The following is a 17,975-nucleotide window of genomic DNA, read 5'->3' on the forward strand; positions in this document are numbered from 1 at the left end:
TTCTATATTTAATCTTCGTGTTTTGCTATTACAAGATCTTTAACAATATTTCCGTTAATAACGTGTTCCGCAATTATTTTTTTTACATCATCGGTACTTAAATTACCATAGGTAATTCTTTTTTTACCGGGCATTTTTACATCTATAAGCGGTTCTTTTTCGCACATACCTATACATCCTGTTTGAGTCACTCTTAAATCAATATTTCTTCTGTCTACTTCTTCCAGTATTGCTTTTAGAATATCTCTTGCTCCTGCTGCTATTCCACATGTTCCCATGCCAACTATAATTTCAGGTTTTGTACTCTGATCTCTCATTTCCATTTCTTTTTGCACTTTATTTCTTAATTCTTTTAATTCTTTTAAAGATTTCAACTTAATTTTCACCTCCATATATTTCAGCAAAGCTATCTTTTAGATAATTTTTTATCCAACTTATTATTTCTTTTGATTGAATAGAAATACCATCCAATTCTTTTTTTACTTCTCTGCTGTCAAAACAAAATTCTCTATTTTTAAATTTATGCCTGTAAATTAAATCGATAGAATCTCCATTTACTGCTATAAAAGAAATTATTGTGGTAATAATATCTCCCAGTGGAGCTCTATCAATATGATTATAGGGAAATTCCACCATTACTTCGGTACCTTTTCCTTTTTCTGATTTAATATAAAAATTTCCACCACATCTTTCAGCAGCTTGTTTAAACAGCGATAGGCCCAGACCAACTTCTCTGGTTGTGCGCGTGGTAACAAATGGATTAGTAATATCTTCTAATTTATCTTCATCTATACCTGAACCATTGTCTTTTAAAAAAATTTTTAAACTATCCTGTTCGGGCTGTTCAAAAATTTTGAGTTTTATTAAATCTGCTCCCGCTTCACGAGAATTCTCAATGATATCCAGGATATGAAGTGTTAATTCCCTCATTTTAGCTGTATTTAGCCAGTATTTCCGGAATTTTTTCCGGAGTCAGCCGACCGTGAGTGTTATCATTAACCATCATTACCGGAGCCAGTCCACATGCACCTACACAGGCTACAGATTCCAGAGTAAATTTAAGATCTTCCGTTGTTTCTCCACTATCAACATTCAGTTCATCTTTAAGTGCCTCTAAAACTTTGTCACCACCCCTAACATGACAAGCTGTACCCATACAGACACGGATAATATTTTTTCCTCTGGGTTCCTGATGAAACTGACTGTAAAAAGTTACTACTCCATAAACCTGACTTAAGGAAAGATCGAGTCCACTTGCTACTTCTTTTAAGACTTCTTCTGGCAGGTAGCCGTATTCTTCCTGGGCTTCCTGAAGAACTGGAATTAAATAGTGCTCTTTTTTTTCATAACGCTCTAAAATTTTTCTAACAGGTGTCAGATATTTTTCTAATTTTTCTTCTTTAATTTCTGCCATAATATAAACCTCCTAAGTTTAATTATATATCGTTAAATTTTATTTTTCTGCCGTTTTTAGACTTTAAGGCCAGTAAAAATTCGGCAAAACTTTTTTCTTTCATAACTAAAGTAATATAAGATCTAATATCATCAAGATAATGGCTGTCAGAATTCTTCATTATATTTATCTGTTCTGATATGTTGTATTTTTTGCGGAAGTTAACTGGATCAGCATTTTTTGATATTTCTACTACATCTATTGCAAGATCATCCGGTATAAATCCCAGCTGACTTATTATACTTTTATTTCTATCCAAATGTGCAGGAACAGCTATTCCATTCAGGTTTTTACTCTCTTTTATCACCTCAGATAGTGTCATATTCACAGCAGCAGCAAGCATTTTATCGTTTTTTTTGCTGTATTTGTCATTAAAATCAAGTACAATTTGGGGTCCAAAAAATTCTTCGTCATTTTTTATATCTGGTAAAGATTTATATACTTTTTCCTGCCATTTTTTTAAGGTATTTATATCGGGGAAAAATGTTAGTACATGAATTTCTTCTTTTGTCTCTACTTCCATCCCAGGTACAAACATTATATTATTTATTTCACAATAATATTGAAAGATTTCTGCATTTTCTGCAGAGTTGTGATCGGTTAAAGATATGATATCTATCCCAATTTTTTTAGCTTTTTCTATAACTGCTTTAGCTGTCATAAGTAGATCTCCACAGGGAGATAGTACAGAATGCAAATGAAAATCAGCTTTATATTCATTCATTTTATAAATTTCTTTCACACAATTTGCAGGCAATTTCATAAGCAGTTTCTTTACTTTTAAGCAGATTTACTCCTTTTTGATATGCTTTTTTAACAGCTGCTTCGTCAAAATCAAACCCTTCCACAATAATAACAGCTGAAACATCTACTAAAAGAGCTACTGCAGTTGTGTTCTGATGTCCCTGTACTGTAAGCCAAATGTTATCTTTTTTTGCATTTGCCATTACATTACTCAGCAGATCACCACAGTAAACTCCACTGACTTCTCTATCCAAATCAGGCCCGGCAATAACCTCTAATTCTAACTCATCAATCAGATCTTTTACTTTCATTATTTTCCTCCTTTTTTGATGACATTACAGGCGGCAGCTCATGTGCAAGTTCAGACAGCTCATCTGCAAGCTGACCAACATTTTTTCTCAGCATAAAGATACAATCAGATTTATTTGCGAGTCCATTAACTATATCTTCTGCAAAGGTTTTGCAGTCAGGAGCACCACAGGCAGCACAGTCAAGACCGGGCAGGCTTTCTATTTCTTTTTCCATCTGTTCTAACTTTTCCATTGCTTTTTGGAAATCTGGATCCAGTTTTCCGACATCTTCAGCTTCTATTTTCTCTGTAATTAAAAAATTGTAAATAAAATCTTTTTTATCTTTTTTATCCAGCTCAGAAATTTGTTCCATTCTTTTCTGAAGATTAAATTTTGCCTGGAAGGGATTTACCACATTTAATACTCCTCCAACACAGCCATTTATACAGGAACTGAGCTCAAAATATTTTATATCAGAAGAAATATTGTTTCTTTCAATTTCATCGAGAATTTTCTTAACCTGATGTATACCGGAAACATTTACAAAAGAAATTCCCTTCCATCTTTTTAATATATCTGTTTCTCCACCTTCCTGTCCCCATATTGTTGCAGGTGAAAAATCCGAAAACTGTTCTGTTTCTTCAGCAGTTATTTCAGAAAGTTTATCATATATTTTCTGATAAATATTTTCTACACCTATTGCACCAGTTAAAAAACTTTTTTTCTGACCCAAAGGATATTTTATGGTGGTTAATTTTGCAGGACAGGGAGTCAGCAGAAATATATCTGCTTTTATATTTTCCTTTTCCCACAGCAGTTTTTTTGTTTTTTCTGCACAGAGTTCAACTGGAGATTTAAAAGGTATGATCATATCTATGAGACCCGGATAAAGCAGTTTAATCAGCCGTATAATAACCGGACAGGAAGCTGATATAAAACTTCCGCTGTTATTTTCCAAAAATTCTAATGTTTTTCTGGAAAGAGCTGCTGCAGATTCTGCTACATCGTAAACTCTTTTAAAACCAAGTTTTAATACAGCTGCCTTTATTTTAGTTACTGAAATATCAGATTCAAATTGACCATAAAAACTCGGCGGTATTATAAGAACCGGATAATTATAATTTTTAATATCATCCAGCTGATCGGTTTCTGTATATTTAGCATGATATTCACAGGTGCGTATACACTCTGCACAATCTATACAGAGATCTTCTTTAATCCATGCTCTCCCCTGATGAACTCTTATCGCTCTTGTTGGACACTTTTTTACACAGTTTGTACATCCTTCACATTTATCTTCCTTAAGAAGCACAGAATGCTTATCTACCATCTTAATCCTCCCATGAACACTCTATAAAGGTTTTTCCAGTTTAATAGTCACTTTAATATTTGTACCTTCACCTTCAGCAGTTCTGATATCCATATTATCGGCATATCTTTTGATATTAACAAGCCCCATTCCGGCTCCAAATCCCATTTCTCTAATTTCACTTCCAGCAGTAGAAAAACCAGGAGTTAATGCCTTCTCTAAATCAGCTATCCCTGGTCCTTTATCATCTGCATAAATTACAAGCTCATCCTCTGATATTTGAGCAGTGATTTTACCGCCGAAAGAGTGAATTATTACATTCATCTCCAGTTCATAAGTCACTATTGCTGTTTTTCTAACAATATCCGAACTTACACCTAATTTGCGGAGCATATTTTTTAATTGACTGGATGCTTCTCCACCACTCTGAAAATCAAATCTTTCAATAGCAACATTTAAAATTTCTTTTTTCTGCAAGGAATAGTCAGCTCCCAATAATTTTTTTGAAGGTTATTAAATATAATTCATTTCTTCTGGACGAATACCATATTTATAAAGCAGACCACAAGCTTCAAAAAGAGTCTTTTCGGTACTGTAGAGCAGTATTTTTAACTCTTTAGCAAGAAAAACTGTTTCTGACGGTGGTTTTTTCCCCCTTACAAATATAATAGCCTGAATACCTATCATTTCAGCTGTTCTAACAACCTGTGGATTTGTCAGTCCTGTCAGCAGCATTGTTTTCTCCTGTGAAAAGGCAAGAACATCACTCATAAGATCAGCACCACAGGCACTTTTTATTATCAGGCTGTCTTCAATATTTTTTTCCCCATAAATTGTTTCCACATTGAGCAGGGATTTAACTTCAGATAGCTTCATTTTTAACCTCCATTAGCCGCCATAATAAATCATTAAAAAAGCCGATCCAGTCTAGAAAATTTATATTTATACCAAAAGCGGTGAATCAAATCACAATCTTTCTACAAAAAAAATACACCTGTAAAAATTATATGACACAAAAATCATATTGTCAAGAAAATAAATATAGGAGTTTCCCCAAAATTTATTTTCAAGCTGCAGAAAAGGTGATGTAGGAATATTTATATTTTACTTTAATTCTGCACATTTGAGCTATTTAAACACATAATCTGCTGCTTTAAAAATTAAGCAGCAGAAAAATATGTAATGATTTTAAATATCTATTAAGCCCAGACTTATTTCCAGTGAAGTATTAACATCTTCTATGACATCATCACCCAGATGGGCAATATGTCTCTGGAGTCTTTTTTTGTCTATTGTTCTTATTTGTTCCAGCAGAACAACAGAGTCTTTATCAAGATTTGTATAATCAGATGGAATTTCAACATGGGTTGGCAGTTTTGCCTTGTTTATTCGGGAAGTAATAGCCGCTACGATAACAGTAGGACTGTATTTATTACCAATATCATTCTGGACTATCAAAACCGGTCTTACTCCCCCCTGTTCTGATCCAATAACAGGATTCAGATCAGCGTAAAAAACATCACCTCTTTTTACTTTCAATTTTTTCACACTCCACAAGTCGTTGTTCATAACAATAAAAAGAATAGCAGTCAGTAGAAAGACCTTCATCGGCCAGCTGCCGGTTTAAAGCAGCCATTTTTAGGTATCCTCTTTTTAGATCATTTCTGACCTCTTCTTTTTTTCGTTCTCTTAAATATAATTTTACTGCATCAAGTAAAATAGCATTCCGATGCTCATCATTCTGCCCGGAGTAGGAGTTTAGTTCTTCTAATAAATAGTTAGGTAATTTTAGCTTTATTTCTTTAAATTCTGGCAAAGAAAGCACCCCCATTTATAAATTATATTCTTTTAAATCTAATATAATTATATACATTTATATTAAACTGTGTCAATAGAGATATTGGATATTAAAAATGGTGTATGTACTTTGAACAGCTTGATTATTTTAAAAAACAAGATGAGGCTATTTAGCCTCATCATCACTAAAAATATTTTCTTTTGCCAGGCTGCTGTTAATGGAAGCTATCTTTTTGTATCCTTCTATCATGTCCCTTGCAATCTGCCTTTTCTCAGCCTCAGTAAATTGACGCCGCTGCCGAATCCTTTTCACCATATAACCACCTCATTATTACTGAAATAAATTAAATGATTCTTTTCTCTTTTTTAGTATATAATAATAGAATATAGGTGTCAATCCCGGCAAAAAATATTATTTTTTTTTAAAGTTTATAAAAAAGTCCATTTTCTCTTATATAATCAACCAGTGATTTATATGTCTTATGTTTGGAGATAGTATTGATATCTCCAATAAATACCAGCTTTCTTCTTGCTCTTGTCAGAGCAACATTCAGCCTTCTTAAATCCCGCAAAAATCCGATATTACCTTTGCTATTGCTCCGCACTGAAGAGAAAATTATCATTTCTTTTTCTCTTCCCTGGAAACCATCTACAGTATTAATTTCAATATTTTCAAATTTACAATGCTGATAGAGCAGATCCACCTGATCTTTATAAGGAGTTATAACTGCTAAATCTTTTTCATCAACACCCCATTTTACAGCTTTATCAGCAATATCAAGTACTATTTCAGCTTCAACAGGATTGTCATAAGAATTTGATCCAGAAAGAGATCTTTCTGCTGCCTCCATTTCTGAAGTATCTAGAAAAACTACCGGATAATCTTCAAACAGAACTTTATCAGCAAAACAGTCACTTCCATCACTATCAACTGCGACTCCAATATCTTTAAGTGTGTGTTCTGCAACTTCCTCTGCTGCTTCTAAATTTGAATTGTAAAATTCCCTACTGGAAAATTCCATTATTTTTTTGTGCATTCTGTACTGTATTTTTAGCTGATAAGAAAATTCTTCTCCATACAGCTCCATAAATCTTTCAAACAAAGAACGATCCAGTCCCTGTTTCAGAACTTCTTTACTTAAAACAGTTGGAGGAAGCTGTTTGTGATCACCAATAAGAATGGTTTTTCTGCTTTTTAAATATGGTATCAGTGCAGATGGTTCTGTTGACTGTGTCGCTTCATCTATTACAGACAGATCAAAAAATTTATCTTCTAACAGTTCTGAACCGGCAGTAATATTTGTAGTGCAGACTACATCTGCTTTTTCTATCAATTCATTTACTGCTGACTGTTCTAATTCTTTTATTCTGCTGAAATAGTTATTTATTTTTGACTGAAGTTCAAGCCAAACTGCCATTTCATTAATTATTTTGGGTTTGATTCCTCTTACATGATGATCAATACCTTTTTCTGCATATTCTCTAATTTCCTGATCTGATAAACCGCGCCGATATTTCCCACTAGGATGAATATAATCTTCCTGTTCATTTATTAGTTCAGATACTTCATCTCTAAGTTTTTCGGCTTTTTTGTAATCTGGATGTTCAAGAACCATATAATCCAGGGTGTGTTCTCTTAAACTTTTTGTTATGCGAATTGGATGGCCGATTCTTAAGACATCAATATCTTCTGCAGCCAGCAGCTCCACCAAATTATCTACTGCAATATTTGAATCTGCTGCTGCCAAAACACTGTTATTTACTTCAATATTATTTTTTATAATTTCAACTGCTGTTATAGTTTTACCTGTTCCAGGTGGACCCTGAATTAAAAATATATCTTCTGCTTTTAAAGATTTTTCTACTGCCTTTTTCTGATATTCATCTAAATTATTATTAAGTACTTCAATTTCTTTTTCACTGTAGGCTGGTTTTACTTTATTAAGCAGCAGATCTCTTTTCTTTTTCATCTTTTTAGGACAATTTTTAACCTGTTCCAGAGCTGTAAACATACGCTGAAAACTTATATCATTTACATATAAATCCAATCTGAGATTTTTGCCGTAAACAAATGAAGGCGGCTGTCTGTCAAAAGCAACTGTTAATGAAAATCTTGTCTTTTCAGAAACAGTCCCGGTTGGATTATCTGAATTTAAAGGGTTATTTAAACTTATCATCACAAGATCTCCAGGGCCAATTTCTGTATCCGGAAGTTTTGTACCTTTATTTTGTTTAATAAATTTTACAGCAGGTTTATGGCCAAAAGCTGTTCCATCATCTTTACCTTTTAAATCTAATATAGCCCTTCCTTTGGCCTGCCTTTCTTTCGGACTGAGGTATTTTATCTCAAGCTTATGTCTTTCCATCTCTTCCTGTCTTTCCAATTCAACAAGACTGCGGAATTTTTTGTAATATTCAATTACTTTTTTATCATTTAAATCATCTGGGCTTTTTGCTTTTACTCTGACATGTACTCCACCGATCTGATTATCATCCATTATTTCCACAACTTTTTTAGCACTTTCTTCTGCTACTTCTACTTCTGCTTTTTTATTTTTCTTGTCTATTTTTATCTTTCCAATATCATTACTGTTAAGGCCAACCTCATTTATAAAAGCACCTACAATATCACCAGGTCCAATTGATTTATCTATATCAAAAATTTCGAGGTTTATAATTGTGAACACCTCCTACGGTTAAAATTACTTATTCTCTAAATCATCATATACTCTGCTTCCTACTGTATTTTGCTGGAACTGATATTTACCTCGATAAGGATTTTCAGCTGTATTATCCATTTTTGCAAAAACCAGCTGACAGATTCTGCGGTCAGCTTCCAGTTTTATCGGCAGACGATTAGCATTATATAATTCCAGAGTAATCTGACCTTCAAAACCGGGATCAACCCAGCCGGCGTTCTGTATAAACAATCCCATTCTCCCAATAGAACTTCTACCTTCCACAAATGCTGTTAAATTATCAGGCAGTTTAATATACTCATTTGTAGTTGCCAGCAGAAAAGAGTTGGGAGGAATAATTATTTCACTTCCCCTAAATTCCTTATATTTTATTTTATCAGTTAGTGTCATAACTGGCAGCATATTTTCATCAACTTTCAAAAAATCACGACCAAGTCTCATATCTACAGATGCAGGCTGAATCTGAATTTCATCCAGGGGTTCTATAATAAGTTCTTTATTTGCTAACATATTTTTAATTGTTTTATCAGATAATATCATGTCTTTTCTCCTTTATTAATTTATTAATATTTTCTTATCAGCTGCTTCCAGACAACTGATAAGTTTTCTATTATATCTCCTGCAGTCATATAGTATTCAGTATACTTTTCTGCTGCTTTTTCACCAGCTTTTCCATGTATATAAGCTGCCAGCACTGCTGAAGAAAAAAGATTCATCTGCTGAGCAGCCAGTCCTGCAGCAATACCAGTCAGAACATCACCACTGCCTGCAGTAGCCATACCATCTGTACCTGTTGTATTAATGTATGTTTCTCCATCAGGAGAAGATATGACAGTTGAAGCACCTTTAAGTATTAAATTAACTCCATATTCAGCAGCAAATTTTTCTGCAGTTTCAATTCTATTTTTATTTATTTCCACTGCTGTCTTCCCAAGCAGTCTGGCCATCTCTCCCGGATGTGGTGTTAAAAGAATCTCTCCTCTACTTTTTTTCAGTATAGCTGGGTTTATTATAGAATTAATTCCATCAGCATCAATTATAAGTGGTTTCGAAATACTGGTTATTAGTTCCTGCATAATCTCCTGAGTGTTTTTACTGCTGCCCATACCTGGGCCAACCACAACCAAATCAGCCGTTTCCGCTGCTGCAAATATAGTATCCAGGGCTGCTGTGTCCACAATGTTATCACTGCTTTTTAATGAAATTACAACAAGTTCTCTACTTAAAGACCCACAGGTTCTAGCAGCAGTTTCCGGTACAGCAATATAAACCAAACCCGCACCAGTGTGGAGGCAGGATTCGCCACTTAAAACAGCTGCACCTTCCATACCCATCTTCCCACCGATAATTAGTACTTTACCAAAACTGCCTTTATGACCATCTCTCTTCCGCTCTGGAAGAAGTGCTAAAATCTCCCTATCAGATAATACTTTTAAATTTGAAGTGTGCTTTTTTATTACATTATCAGTAATACCAATATCAGCTACACGAATTTTACCGGCATATTTTCTGCCCGGAAATAATAATAATCCTCTTTTGTATGCTGCCATTGTCACTGTAAACAGTGCTTTAACAGCTCTACCACATATCTCCCCGGTTTTTCCATTTATTCCTGATGGTATATCAACAGAAAGAACAGGAGAACTGCTTTCATTCATTACATCAATTAAATATCTGTAAACACCTCTCACTTCTCCTTTTATACCTGTACCGAGAAGTGCATCAATTATAAGATCAGAATTTTTTATTTTTAAGGCATTACTATCATTTAAACTACCGGTTATTTTACAAATATCGACTCCGCGATTTTTTAAAATGGAATAATTTTTAGCTGTTACACCCTTAAGATCATCCTCTTCTGCAGCAAGAAAAACCTTAACTTCATATCCCCACTGGTGAAGAAATCTGGCTGCAGTAAGGCCATCTCCTCCATTATTACCCTTACCTGCTGTAACTGAAATGATTATTTTATCTTTCTGCAGAATGCAGTCATCAACACTGGTAAGTATTTCATCTGCATACTCAGCAGCAGAGAGACCAGCAGACTCCATAAGTAAAATCTCCGGAAATCCATTTTCTATAGTTTCTTTATCACATTCAGCCATTTCAGATGGTGTTAAAATATACATTTAATCTTCTCCTTCCAGAATAACCTGGGCTATACTATAGTTTTGTTCATGTGAGATGGTGACAAATATTTTTTTTACACCCATTTTGGCTGCTATTTCAGCCGCATTACCTTTTAAATTAATTTCTGGTTTTCCCAATTCACTGTGAAATATTTCTATATCATGCCAGCTGTTGTCCCTAAGTCCGGTACCCAGCGCTTTTAAAGCTGCTTCTTTTGCTGCATATCTTGCTGCAAAACAGCTTACATATTGCGCCTTATCTTTACAGTAGTCAGCTTCAGATAACAAAAATAATTTTTCAATAAACCTGTCTCCATATTTTTTTATCAATTTTTCTATCCGCTGATTTTCTACAATATCAACACCTGTACCAATTATCATTTGGCCGATCCTTTCCCAAATTGCTTTATTTCTAAAAAGATTAATCTTTAATTTATTATAATAAATTAAGGCAATAAATGCAAAGTCCGGGCCAGACTCGACCCGGACTTGTTAATCTAAAATATATTTTACTCAACAGTAACACTTTTTGCTAAATTGCGCGGCTGATCAATATCCCTTTCACAGATAAGGGCTGTATAATATGCAAGAAGCTGCATCGGCACAACAGCAAGCAGGCCGGCAAAATAATCATCTATATCAGGCAGTTCAATGGCTTCATCAACAGTGTTTTTATCACAGCTGTTTCCTGCCAGAGTAATTAGAAATGTTTCTGCTCCTCTGGATTTAACTTCTTTTAAATTGCTGAATAATTTTGCAAAAAGTCTTTTCCGCACAGCAATTGATATTACCGGTACCCCTTCTTCAACAAGAGCAAGTGTACCGTGCTTCAACTCGCCGGCCGGATATGCTTCAGAATGTATATAAGAAATCTCTTTCAGTTTAAGTGCACCCTCTAAAGCCAGTGCATAATCAGTATTCCGACCAATAAAGAATATATGTTCTTTATCTGCATATTTTTCTGCAATTTCTTTTATTTTTTCTTCAGTATTATCTATTACCTGCCTCAGCAGTTCCGGTAATTTTATTAACTGATCTGTTAATTTTTTTAGCTCTTTTCTGCTAAAATCATCCTTCTGCCTTAGACCATCGAGAACCAGCATATAAAAAGCAGCTACCATATTGGTATATGCTTTGGTAGATGCAACAGCAATTTCCGGACCGGCATTTAAATAGAGAACCATATCAGATTCTCTGGCAATACTGCTGCCTCTAGAATTTGTAAATGCCAGAATATCTGCCCCTTTCTTTTTAGCAAGTCTGAGTGCAGCAAGTGTATCTGCTGTTTCTCCTGACTGACTTACAGCAATCATGAGGGTGGATTTATCTACAAGTGGCTTTCTGTATCGATATTCTGATGCAGCCTCAACTTCAACCGGTATCTGCAGCAGCTCCTCATACAGATATTTTGCCAGCAGTCCGGAATGATAGGCAGTTCCACAGGCAACAATATGAATTTTACTGTATTTAGACAGCCAATTCTTATCAATATTACTGTCTCTCAGATCTATCTGACCATCTGTTAGGTGATCCTGAAACAGCCATTTTAATGCTTCAGGTTGTTCATTAATTTCTTTGAGCATAAAATGTGCATAACCCTGTTTTTCAGCCATTTCTGCATCCCAGTCTATATGTGTCTTAATTTTTTCTTTTTTTTCACCGGAAAAAAAATTGTAGATATCTATAGAATCCTGCCTTATCTCAGCCAGTTCCCCATCTTCTAAGATATAAAATTCATTGGTTCTGCTCAAATATGCAGGAATATCAGATGCAAGAAAGTTTTCATTTTCTCCGATACCAATAATTAGAGGACTGTCTTTGCGGACAGCTATTATACGGTCACTATAATCTACCGACATAACTGCCATTGCAAAAGAACCTTCAAGTTTCTGCACAGATTTCTCAACTGCCTTTTTAAGATCATGCTTGTAATTGCTCGAAATAAGATGGGCCACAACTTCAGTATCTGTATCTGATTTAAATTGATGACCCTTTTCTATCAGCTCTTTTTTTAAGCTTTCAAAATTCTCAATAATCCCATTATGAACAATTACTATCTCCCCATTATAGTCATCATGAGGATGAGAATTTCTGTCTGATGGTTTGCCGTGTGTTGCCCATCTTGTATGTCCTATCCCTGCCTTCCCCGAAAAAATCTCTGATTTAATTTCCGAACTTAAATTATCAAGTTTACCTTTTTTCTTCTTTATTTTAATTTCATTGTTTTCATGTACTGCAATACCTGCAGAATCATATCCTCTGTATTCAAGTTTTTTTAAACCTGAAATGAGAATTGATGCTGCATCTTCTTTCCCAATATAACCTACAATTCCACACATTGATTAATTTAACCTCCATTTATTTTCTATATTTAACTGTCAGCCGACATTTATCTCCTCTGTACTGATAATCACTTATCAGTTTTTAAAGACAAACTATTAGGTGCTCGGCCAGCACCTGAGAGCATCCGCCGAATTTTCGATAACTCTCTCCCTCGTCAACTTGGATTTTCTGCGTCCATCCAAGCCCTGGCGCTTTTTTTATTTTCTTTTCTGGCCTCACCTCCTTAAATTAATACATATGTATTAATTTAACTCTTTCACTATTACTTCTCTTATTTTTTTAGACCATTTAGCCAATTTATTTTCTTCCTTTCCTTCCAACATAACTCTTACAAGTGGTTCAGTTCCAGATGCTCTGACAAAAACTCTGCCCTGACTGCCTAAATCAAGCTCAGCTTCAGCAATCACTTCAGCAATTCTGTCATTATCTTTCCACTTATTTTTTTTCTTCACTTTAATATTATCCAAAATTTGTGGCCAGTAATACATAACAGATTTCAAATCACTTAAACTCTTGTTTTCTTCTTTCATTATTTCTGCAATTTTAACTGCAGTTAAAATTCCATCACCTGTTGTATTATATTGACTAAAAATAATATGGCCGGACTTTTCTCCACCAAGTTTATAATCATTTTTCAGCATCTCTGCCAGAACATATCTGTCTCCATTTTTAGTTAAAACAACTTTTCCCCCAGCTTTATGTAATGTCTCTGTTAGCCCAAGATTGCTGTATCTTGTAGTAACAACAGTATTTTTGTTCAGCTCATTTTTTTTCATCATATTTAAAGCTGCAACTGCCATTATATTATCCCCTGGTACAACCTCTCCAGTTTCATCTATTAGTATTACTCGATCTGCATCACCATCATAGGCAATTCCTAAATCTGCATTTATTCTTTTTACTTCTGCTACAGCAAGTTCTGGCGAAGTTGAACCACAGTTAACATTGATTGCAGCTCCATCTGGATGATTATTGATTACACTTATCTCTGCCCCCAGTTTACGGAATACTTCTGGGGCTGTTTTGTAAGCAGCTCCATTCGCACAGTCAATTACAACTTTAAGTCCTTTTAAATTTTTTTCAGCAGAAGAAATAAGGTATGCTATATACTGAGAAATCCAGTCATATTTCTCATCTACAATACCAATATCACCATCCACAGGATAGGGAAGTTCTTTTTCTTTGCCTGCAAAAAAAATCGACTCTATTTCAATTTCTTCTTCATCACTCAGCTTTACTCCTCTTTCGTTAAAAAATTTAATTCCATTATCGGCAGTTGGATTATGTGAAGCAGAAATCATTATACCACCCTGTACATCTTTATTTGCTGTAAGGTAACATACTCCTGGAGTAGGTATAATACCAAGTCTGCAAACATCAATTCCAACAGAAGTTAATCCGGCCATAAGAGCTGCCTCCAACATATCACCAGATAATCTAGTGTCTTTACCAATGATGACTGTTGGACGCTGTTTCTTATTATAATTTTCCGTCAAAAAAAAGCCACCTATTCTACCCAGCTTATAGGCTAAATCGCCCTTCAATTCCTGGTTTGCAACACCACGCACACCGTCAGTTCCAAATAACTTCTTCAAAAAATTCACCTCAACATATAATTTATTTCTCTTCAATATTAACAACAACATAGCCAGGATCTATACTAATTAGTCTCGCTCCAGTTGGAACATTTACTTCAATTATTTTTATATTATCACCAATTGAAACATCTTTCAAATCTATATAAGCATTTATATCTTCTTTATCAAGCTGAACTAGATATGACACATAATCAATCCTTATCACAGCTTTATCGCCTGATATTGATTTAATTCGATATTTGTCATCCAGATTCCGGTATTCTAAATCAACAATAAACGATTCATTTTTTTCTTCACCAAAACTGAAGAGGTTATTAGCCTGATTATTGGCATAAGTCCACAGTAAAATAGCTATAAATAAAGCAAGCATTATCTTTTTGTGTTTTTCCTGCAGAGAAAACATATTATCCGTGCCTCCTCATAAAGGATTTCCCTTTACCTTTAGTAATATCAAAATAGCTGAAAAGGGATTCTCTTAATTCGGCTTCATCCAGGTGCCGCCTGAGCTGTCCCGAAGCCGCAAGGGATATTACACCTGTTTCCTCTGAAACAACTATGGCTAAAGCATCAGATTCTTCTGTAATACCTATAGCAGCTCTATGCCTTGTTCCCAATCGTGGATTGAGATCTGATCTGGTAGATAAATTCAAAAAACAGCTGGCTGCCTTAATTTTCCCATCTTCTATTATAACAGCTCCATCATGAAGGGGGGCATTGTGAAAAAAAATATTTTCCAGCAGCTGCTTACTTATATCTGCATCAAGGCTAATACCGGTCTGGATGTAGTTTTTTAAACCCACTTTTCTGGATAATACAATCAAGGCCCCTGTTTTATTTTCTGATAATTCTGTTGCAGCAGAAACAATCTCATTAAATTCTCTCGGTCCCCAATTCTGCCAGAACTGCTCACGCAGAAATCCACCTCTACCTATCTGTTCCAGTGCTTTTCTTAATTCTGGCTGAAATACAATCGGCAGAGCTACCATCACAACCGTTAAAAAGCTCTGCAGAAACCAATTTACAGTATTGAGTTCTAACAGCTGGCTTATTAAAGCTGCAGCAAATATTAAAATTAATCCTTTTATAAGCTGTACTGCTCTTGTACCTGATATTATATTTAAAAGATAATATATTATCACTGTTATTATAAATATATCTACTATACTGGTTATTATTTTCCAGTTCATATAAAAACACCTCTAAAATATTTATTCTGTAAAGATAGCTGTTTTACCTTCCTGATATATAATTATTAATTAAAAATTATTTCAATTTAAAGGTTTTCTCTAAATATTATAGAAAATATATTAAATGAGGTGAAAATAATGGAAAATCTATTTAAAGATGAGAGATTAAATTATAAAGATGTACTGATAATATTATTCACCTGGAGTTTTTTATTTATCACTGTTTTTTATTTAAACACCTCTGAATTTGCTGACATTATTATTATAAATGATTTTCTAGCATTTATGCTAAAAACTACTGCTTTAGCTGTTTTTACTGCTGTTTTTTACAGCTATTTTAATCTAATTTATGACTTGTCTCTTAAAGATCTGGGCTTTGATTTTAAAAATTTTAATTTCAATATCTCTCTATCAGCAGCTTTTTTTGTTATATTTTTTATATCAGCAGTTTTAATAACTTATACAGCTGACCAATCAAATACAGTTGGGGAATTTAATCCTGTTTATAGAGCAAACAGTTTAAAAGCAATAATGAGTGGTTTCCCACTCATTATGATAATCTTAATTTCAACAGCTATTATTTCAGCTGCAGAAATGTTTTTAGTTAACAAAGTAATCTTTGCCCTTTTTGACCTAAAATTCCCGTCTGCTATTGCATCTGTGCTAACAGCTCTGTTTTTTCCGATAATGCTCCTGGAATTTAGGCCGAATAAAATACTAATATTATTTCTGGCCGTTTTAACAGCTAATTATATCTACAGGATCAGCAAAAGCAACCTGCTGCCTGCTGTTTTATTTTACACAGCTTATCTGACAAATTATATAATATTTATTTACGGATATGATTTTTTGCTTTAAATTTAAAATTGACCATTTACAGCAGTTTTACAGTAAGGGCATTTACCATTTTTAATTAAATTTTTTATGCTGTATCCACTTCTGTTTATTATAGTTTCCCCACAGTTGGAACAGATAGTATCTCCAGCACCCGCTATATTGATATTACCCAGGAATATATAGGAAAGCTTTCTTTTTGCTGTTTGATAGGCCTTTTTTAATGTCTCAGGATCCGTAGATTTTTTCTTTAGTTTATTAGCAGGGTAATATCTGCTCAAATGGAGAGGTATATTTTTATTAATAGATGCAATCCAGTCTGTTATTTTTTCTATCTCTTCTCTGCTGTCATTCAAATCTGTTATTATAAGATTGGTCAGCTCCAGATGTATAGTCTCTGCCATTATTTTTATTGTATTTTTTACTGGCTCTAAACTTCCACCACAGTATTTTTTGTAGAAACTGCTGTTAAAAGACTTTAAATCAATATTTGCTGCATCAATAAATGGAATCAGTTCTTCCAGTGGGTCTTTCTCTATAAAACCATTGCTGACAAGAACTGTCTTTATATTATTTTTTTTGGCCAGTTCAGCAGTCTCTTTAACATATTCATACCAGACAATAGGTTCAGAATAAGTAAAAGCAATCATTTTTATATCCTCTTTTTCAGCAGCAGCAATAATTTCTTCAGCACTGTATTCTCTTAATACAGGTGTCTCCTGACTAATCTGCCAGTTCTGACAGAAAGTACAGCTGAAATTACAGCCATAGGTCCCCACAGAAAGAACTTTACTGCCTGGATAAAAATGATACAGAGGCTTTTTCTCTACCGGATCAACTGCTAACGAACTTATTTTATTATAATTTAAGGAATATAACCTTCCTCCTTCATTTTTTCTTACTCTACAGATACCACTTTTCCCTTCTTTTATCAAACAGTTATGTGGACATAATTTGCAGTGAACCGATAAATTGTCCCCTCGGCTGTAATAAAGCGCTTCTTTTTTAGCCATTTTCTTCAAACCTTCTTACAGAAAACCTATATATTGTTATATCCTCACTTTCCGACAGACCCGCTTTTTTTCTTGCCACAGCAATCTGTTTTTCTACTGTATCTATACCATCTAAATCAGGCAGCAGAAGACCTGTCTGATGATTCCCCTGAACAATTATACCATACTTTTTTGGATCAAGCTCATCCAAAGATTTTACTTTTTCAGGTTCTGACAGCAGATCCACCGATATTTCCAGCTCATCAAGCTCATCTTTCTGCACCGGACTAAAACGCGGATCTTTTTCTGCTGCACTTATAGCATTGCAGATAATTTCTTCGGCTGCATTTTTTTGTACTGCTTTTATAGTCCCAATACATCCCCTGAGCTTATTATTTTTCTTCAATGTTACAAATGCTCCACATCTTTGCTGCAAAATTTCTGGCAAATCATCTGGAACATCAATCTGAATACCAGATTTAACATATGCTTCAACTGATTTTCTTGCAAGATCTGTAATAAATTTTGTATCACTGCTCATAGTTTTAACTCCTTTAACAATGTTTTTAAATAGTTTTTTAAAAAATGAAGTTTTTCTTC

At 34.2% G+C, this 17,975-nt stretch carries 22 protein-coding genes; 1 reads left to right on the forward strand and 21 read right to left on the reverse strand.

Translation table 11 applies throughout. The features are described from left to right. Positions 1–8: 8 nt before the first annotated feature. The 19 genes from DER71_RS06620 to cdaA form a co-directional block, all read right to left on the reverse strand. Positions 9–374: a ferredoxin gene (locus tag DER71_RS06620; RefSeq protein WP_114457641.1), complete on the reverse strand. Its 366-nt coding sequence runs from the start codon at positions 372–374 to the stop codon at positions 9–11. 1 nt (position 375) lies between these two features. Beyond that, positions 376–930, reverse strand: coding sequence for an ATP-binding protein (locus DER71_RS06625; protein ID WP_114457642.1), 555 nt, complete (start codon positions 928–930; stop codon positions 376–378). Between the two features lies 1 nt (position 931). Next, positions 932–1,414: an NADH-quinone oxidoreductase subunit NuoE gene (gene nuoE / locus DER71_RS06630; protein WP_114457643.1), complete on the reverse strand. Its 483-nt coding sequence runs from the start codon at positions 1,412–1,414 to the stop codon at positions 932–934. 22 nt (positions 1,415–1,436) lie between these two features. Beyond that, complete coding sequence (locus DER71_RS06635; RefSeq protein WP_369834909.1) at positions 1,437–2,216, reverse strand: PHP domain-containing protein; 780 nt, start codon at positions 2,214–2,216, stop codon at positions 1,437–1,439. After that, the gene (locus tag DER71_RS06640; protein ID WP_114457644.1) at positions 2,179–2,508 is read right to left on the reverse strand and encodes a serine kinase; all 330 of its coding nucleotides are present in this window, start codon (positions 2,506–2,508) and stop codon (positions 2,179–2,181) included. The genes DER71_RS06635 and DER71_RS06640 overlap by 38 nt, the downstream gene beginning before the upstream one ends. Next, positions 2,486–3,817: a [Fe-Fe] hydrogenase large subunit C-terminal domain-containing protein gene (locus DER71_RS06645; RefSeq protein ID WP_114457645.1), complete on the reverse strand. Its 1,332-nt coding sequence runs from the start codon at positions 3,815–3,817 to the stop codon at positions 2,486–2,488. Before DER71_RS06645 ends, DER71_RS06640 begins: the two co-directional genes overlap by 23 nt. 21 nt (positions 3,818–3,838) lie before the next feature. Beyond that, positions 3,839–4,273: an ATP-binding protein gene (locus tag DER71_RS06650; protein WP_114457646.1), complete on the reverse strand. Its 435-nt coding sequence runs from the start codon at positions 4,271–4,273 to the stop codon at positions 3,839–3,841. A 36-nt stretch (positions 4,274–4,309) separates the two neighbouring features. Beyond that, a complete protein-coding gene (locus tag DER71_RS06655; RefSeq protein ID WP_114457647.1) occupies positions 4,310–4,672 on the reverse strand; it encodes a hypothetical protein in 363 nt (120 codons plus the stop codon). Positions 4,673–4,984: 312 nt separating this feature from the next. Continuing rightward, the gene (locus DER71_RS06660) at positions 4,985–5,335 is read right to left on the reverse strand and encodes a type II toxin-antitoxin system PemK/MazF family toxin (protein WP_114457648.1); all 351 of its coding nucleotides are present in this window, start codon (positions 5,333–5,335) and stop codon (positions 4,985–4,987) included. Next, entirely contained in the window at positions 5,316–5,612 is a 297-nt protein-coding gene (locus DER71_RS06665) for a CopG family transcriptional regulator (protein ID WP_114457649.1), read from the reverse strand. Before DER71_RS06665 ends, DER71_RS06660 begins: the two co-directional genes overlap by 20 nt. Before the next feature lie 147 nt (positions 5,613–5,759). Then, positions 5,760–5,909, reverse strand: coding sequence for a hypothetical protein (locus DER71_RS11940; RefSeq protein ID WP_158531711.1), 150 nt, complete (start codon positions 5,907–5,909; stop codon positions 5,760–5,762). Positions 5,910–6,015: 106 nt separating this feature from the next. Continuing rightward, positions 6,016–8,280, reverse strand: coding sequence for an IGHMBP2 family helicase (locus tag DER71_RS06670; protein ID WP_369834911.1), 2,265 nt, complete (start codon positions 8,278–8,280; stop codon positions 6,016–6,018). A gap of 15 nt (positions 8,281–8,295) precedes the next feature. Beyond that, a complete protein-coding gene (gene dcd, locus DER71_RS06675; protein WP_114457650.1) occupies positions 8,296–8,832 on the reverse strand; it encodes a dCTP deaminase in 537 nt (178 codons plus the stop codon). Positions 8,833–8,855: 23 nt separating this feature from the next. Next, positions 8,856–10,421, reverse strand: coding sequence for an NAD(P)H-hydrate dehydratase (locus DER71_RS06680; protein WP_114457651.1), 1,566 nt, complete (start codon positions 10,419–10,421; stop codon positions 8,856–8,858). Next, positions 10,422–10,802, reverse strand: coding sequence for a holo-ACP synthase (acpS, locus tag DER71_RS06685; RefSeq protein WP_114457652.1), 381 nt, complete (start codon positions 10,800–10,802; stop codon positions 10,422–10,424). It lies immediately after the preceding gene. 128 nt (positions 10,803–10,930) lie between these two features. Continuing rightward, positions 10,931–12,760 (reverse strand): glutamine--fructose-6-phosphate transaminase (isomerizing), encoded by a 1,830-nt coding sequence (glmS, locus tag DER71_RS06690; protein ID WP_114457653.1) that lies wholly within the window; start codon positions 12,758–12,760, stop codon positions 10,931–10,933. 246 nt (positions 12,761–13,006) lie between these two features. Then, positions 13,007–14,359 carry a phosphoglucosamine mutase gene (gene glmM, locus DER71_RS06695; protein WP_233486977.1) on the reverse strand — a complete coding sequence of 451 codons (1,353 nt, stop codon included), beginning with the start codon at positions 14,357–14,359 and terminating at the stop codon, positions 13,007–13,009. 22 nt (positions 14,360–14,381) lie between these two features. Then, positions 14,382–14,765, reverse strand: a complete 384-nt coding sequence (locus tag DER71_RS06700) for a hypothetical protein (protein ID WP_114457655.1) — start codon at positions 14,763–14,765, stop codon at positions 14,382–14,384. A gap of 1 nt (position 14,766) precedes the next feature. Continuing rightward, positions 14,767–15,549 (reverse strand): diadenylate cyclase CdaA, encoded by a 783-nt coding sequence (gene cdaA / locus DER71_RS06705; protein ID WP_114457656.1) that lies wholly within the window; start codon positions 15,547–15,549, stop codon positions 14,767–14,769. Positions 15,550–15,687: 138 nt separating this feature from the next. On the opposite strand from cdaA, the gene DER71_RS06710 reads away from it, so the two are divergent. Then, entirely contained in the window at positions 15,688–16,407 is a 720-nt protein-coding gene (locus tag DER71_RS06710; protein ID WP_114457657.1) for a hypothetical protein, read from the forward strand. 2 nt (positions 16,408–16,409) lie between these two features. Here the strand turns inward: DER71_RS06710 and amrS are convergent, their stop codons facing one another. Together amrS and amrA are read right to left on the reverse strand one after the other, a co-directional pair. Then, positions 16,410–17,396, reverse strand: coding sequence for an AmmeMemoRadiSam system radical SAM enzyme (gene amrS / locus DER71_RS06715; RefSeq protein ID WP_114457658.1), 987 nt, complete (start codon positions 17,394–17,396; stop codon positions 16,410–16,412). Further along, a complete protein-coding gene (amrA, locus tag DER71_RS06720; RefSeq protein WP_114457659.1) occupies positions 17,389–17,916 on the reverse strand; it encodes an AmmeMemoRadiSam system protein A in 528 nt (175 codons plus the stop codon). The genes amrS and amrA overlap by 8 nt, the downstream gene beginning before the upstream one ends. Positions 17,917–17,975: the final 59 nt, after the last annotated feature.

Origin of the sequence: Halanaerobium sp. DL-01, from assembly GCF_003338615.1 — a bacterium.
In the GTDB taxonomy this organism is placed as follows: domain Bacteria; phylum Bacillota; class Halanaerobiia; order Halanaerobiales; family Halanaerobiaceae; genus QPJE01.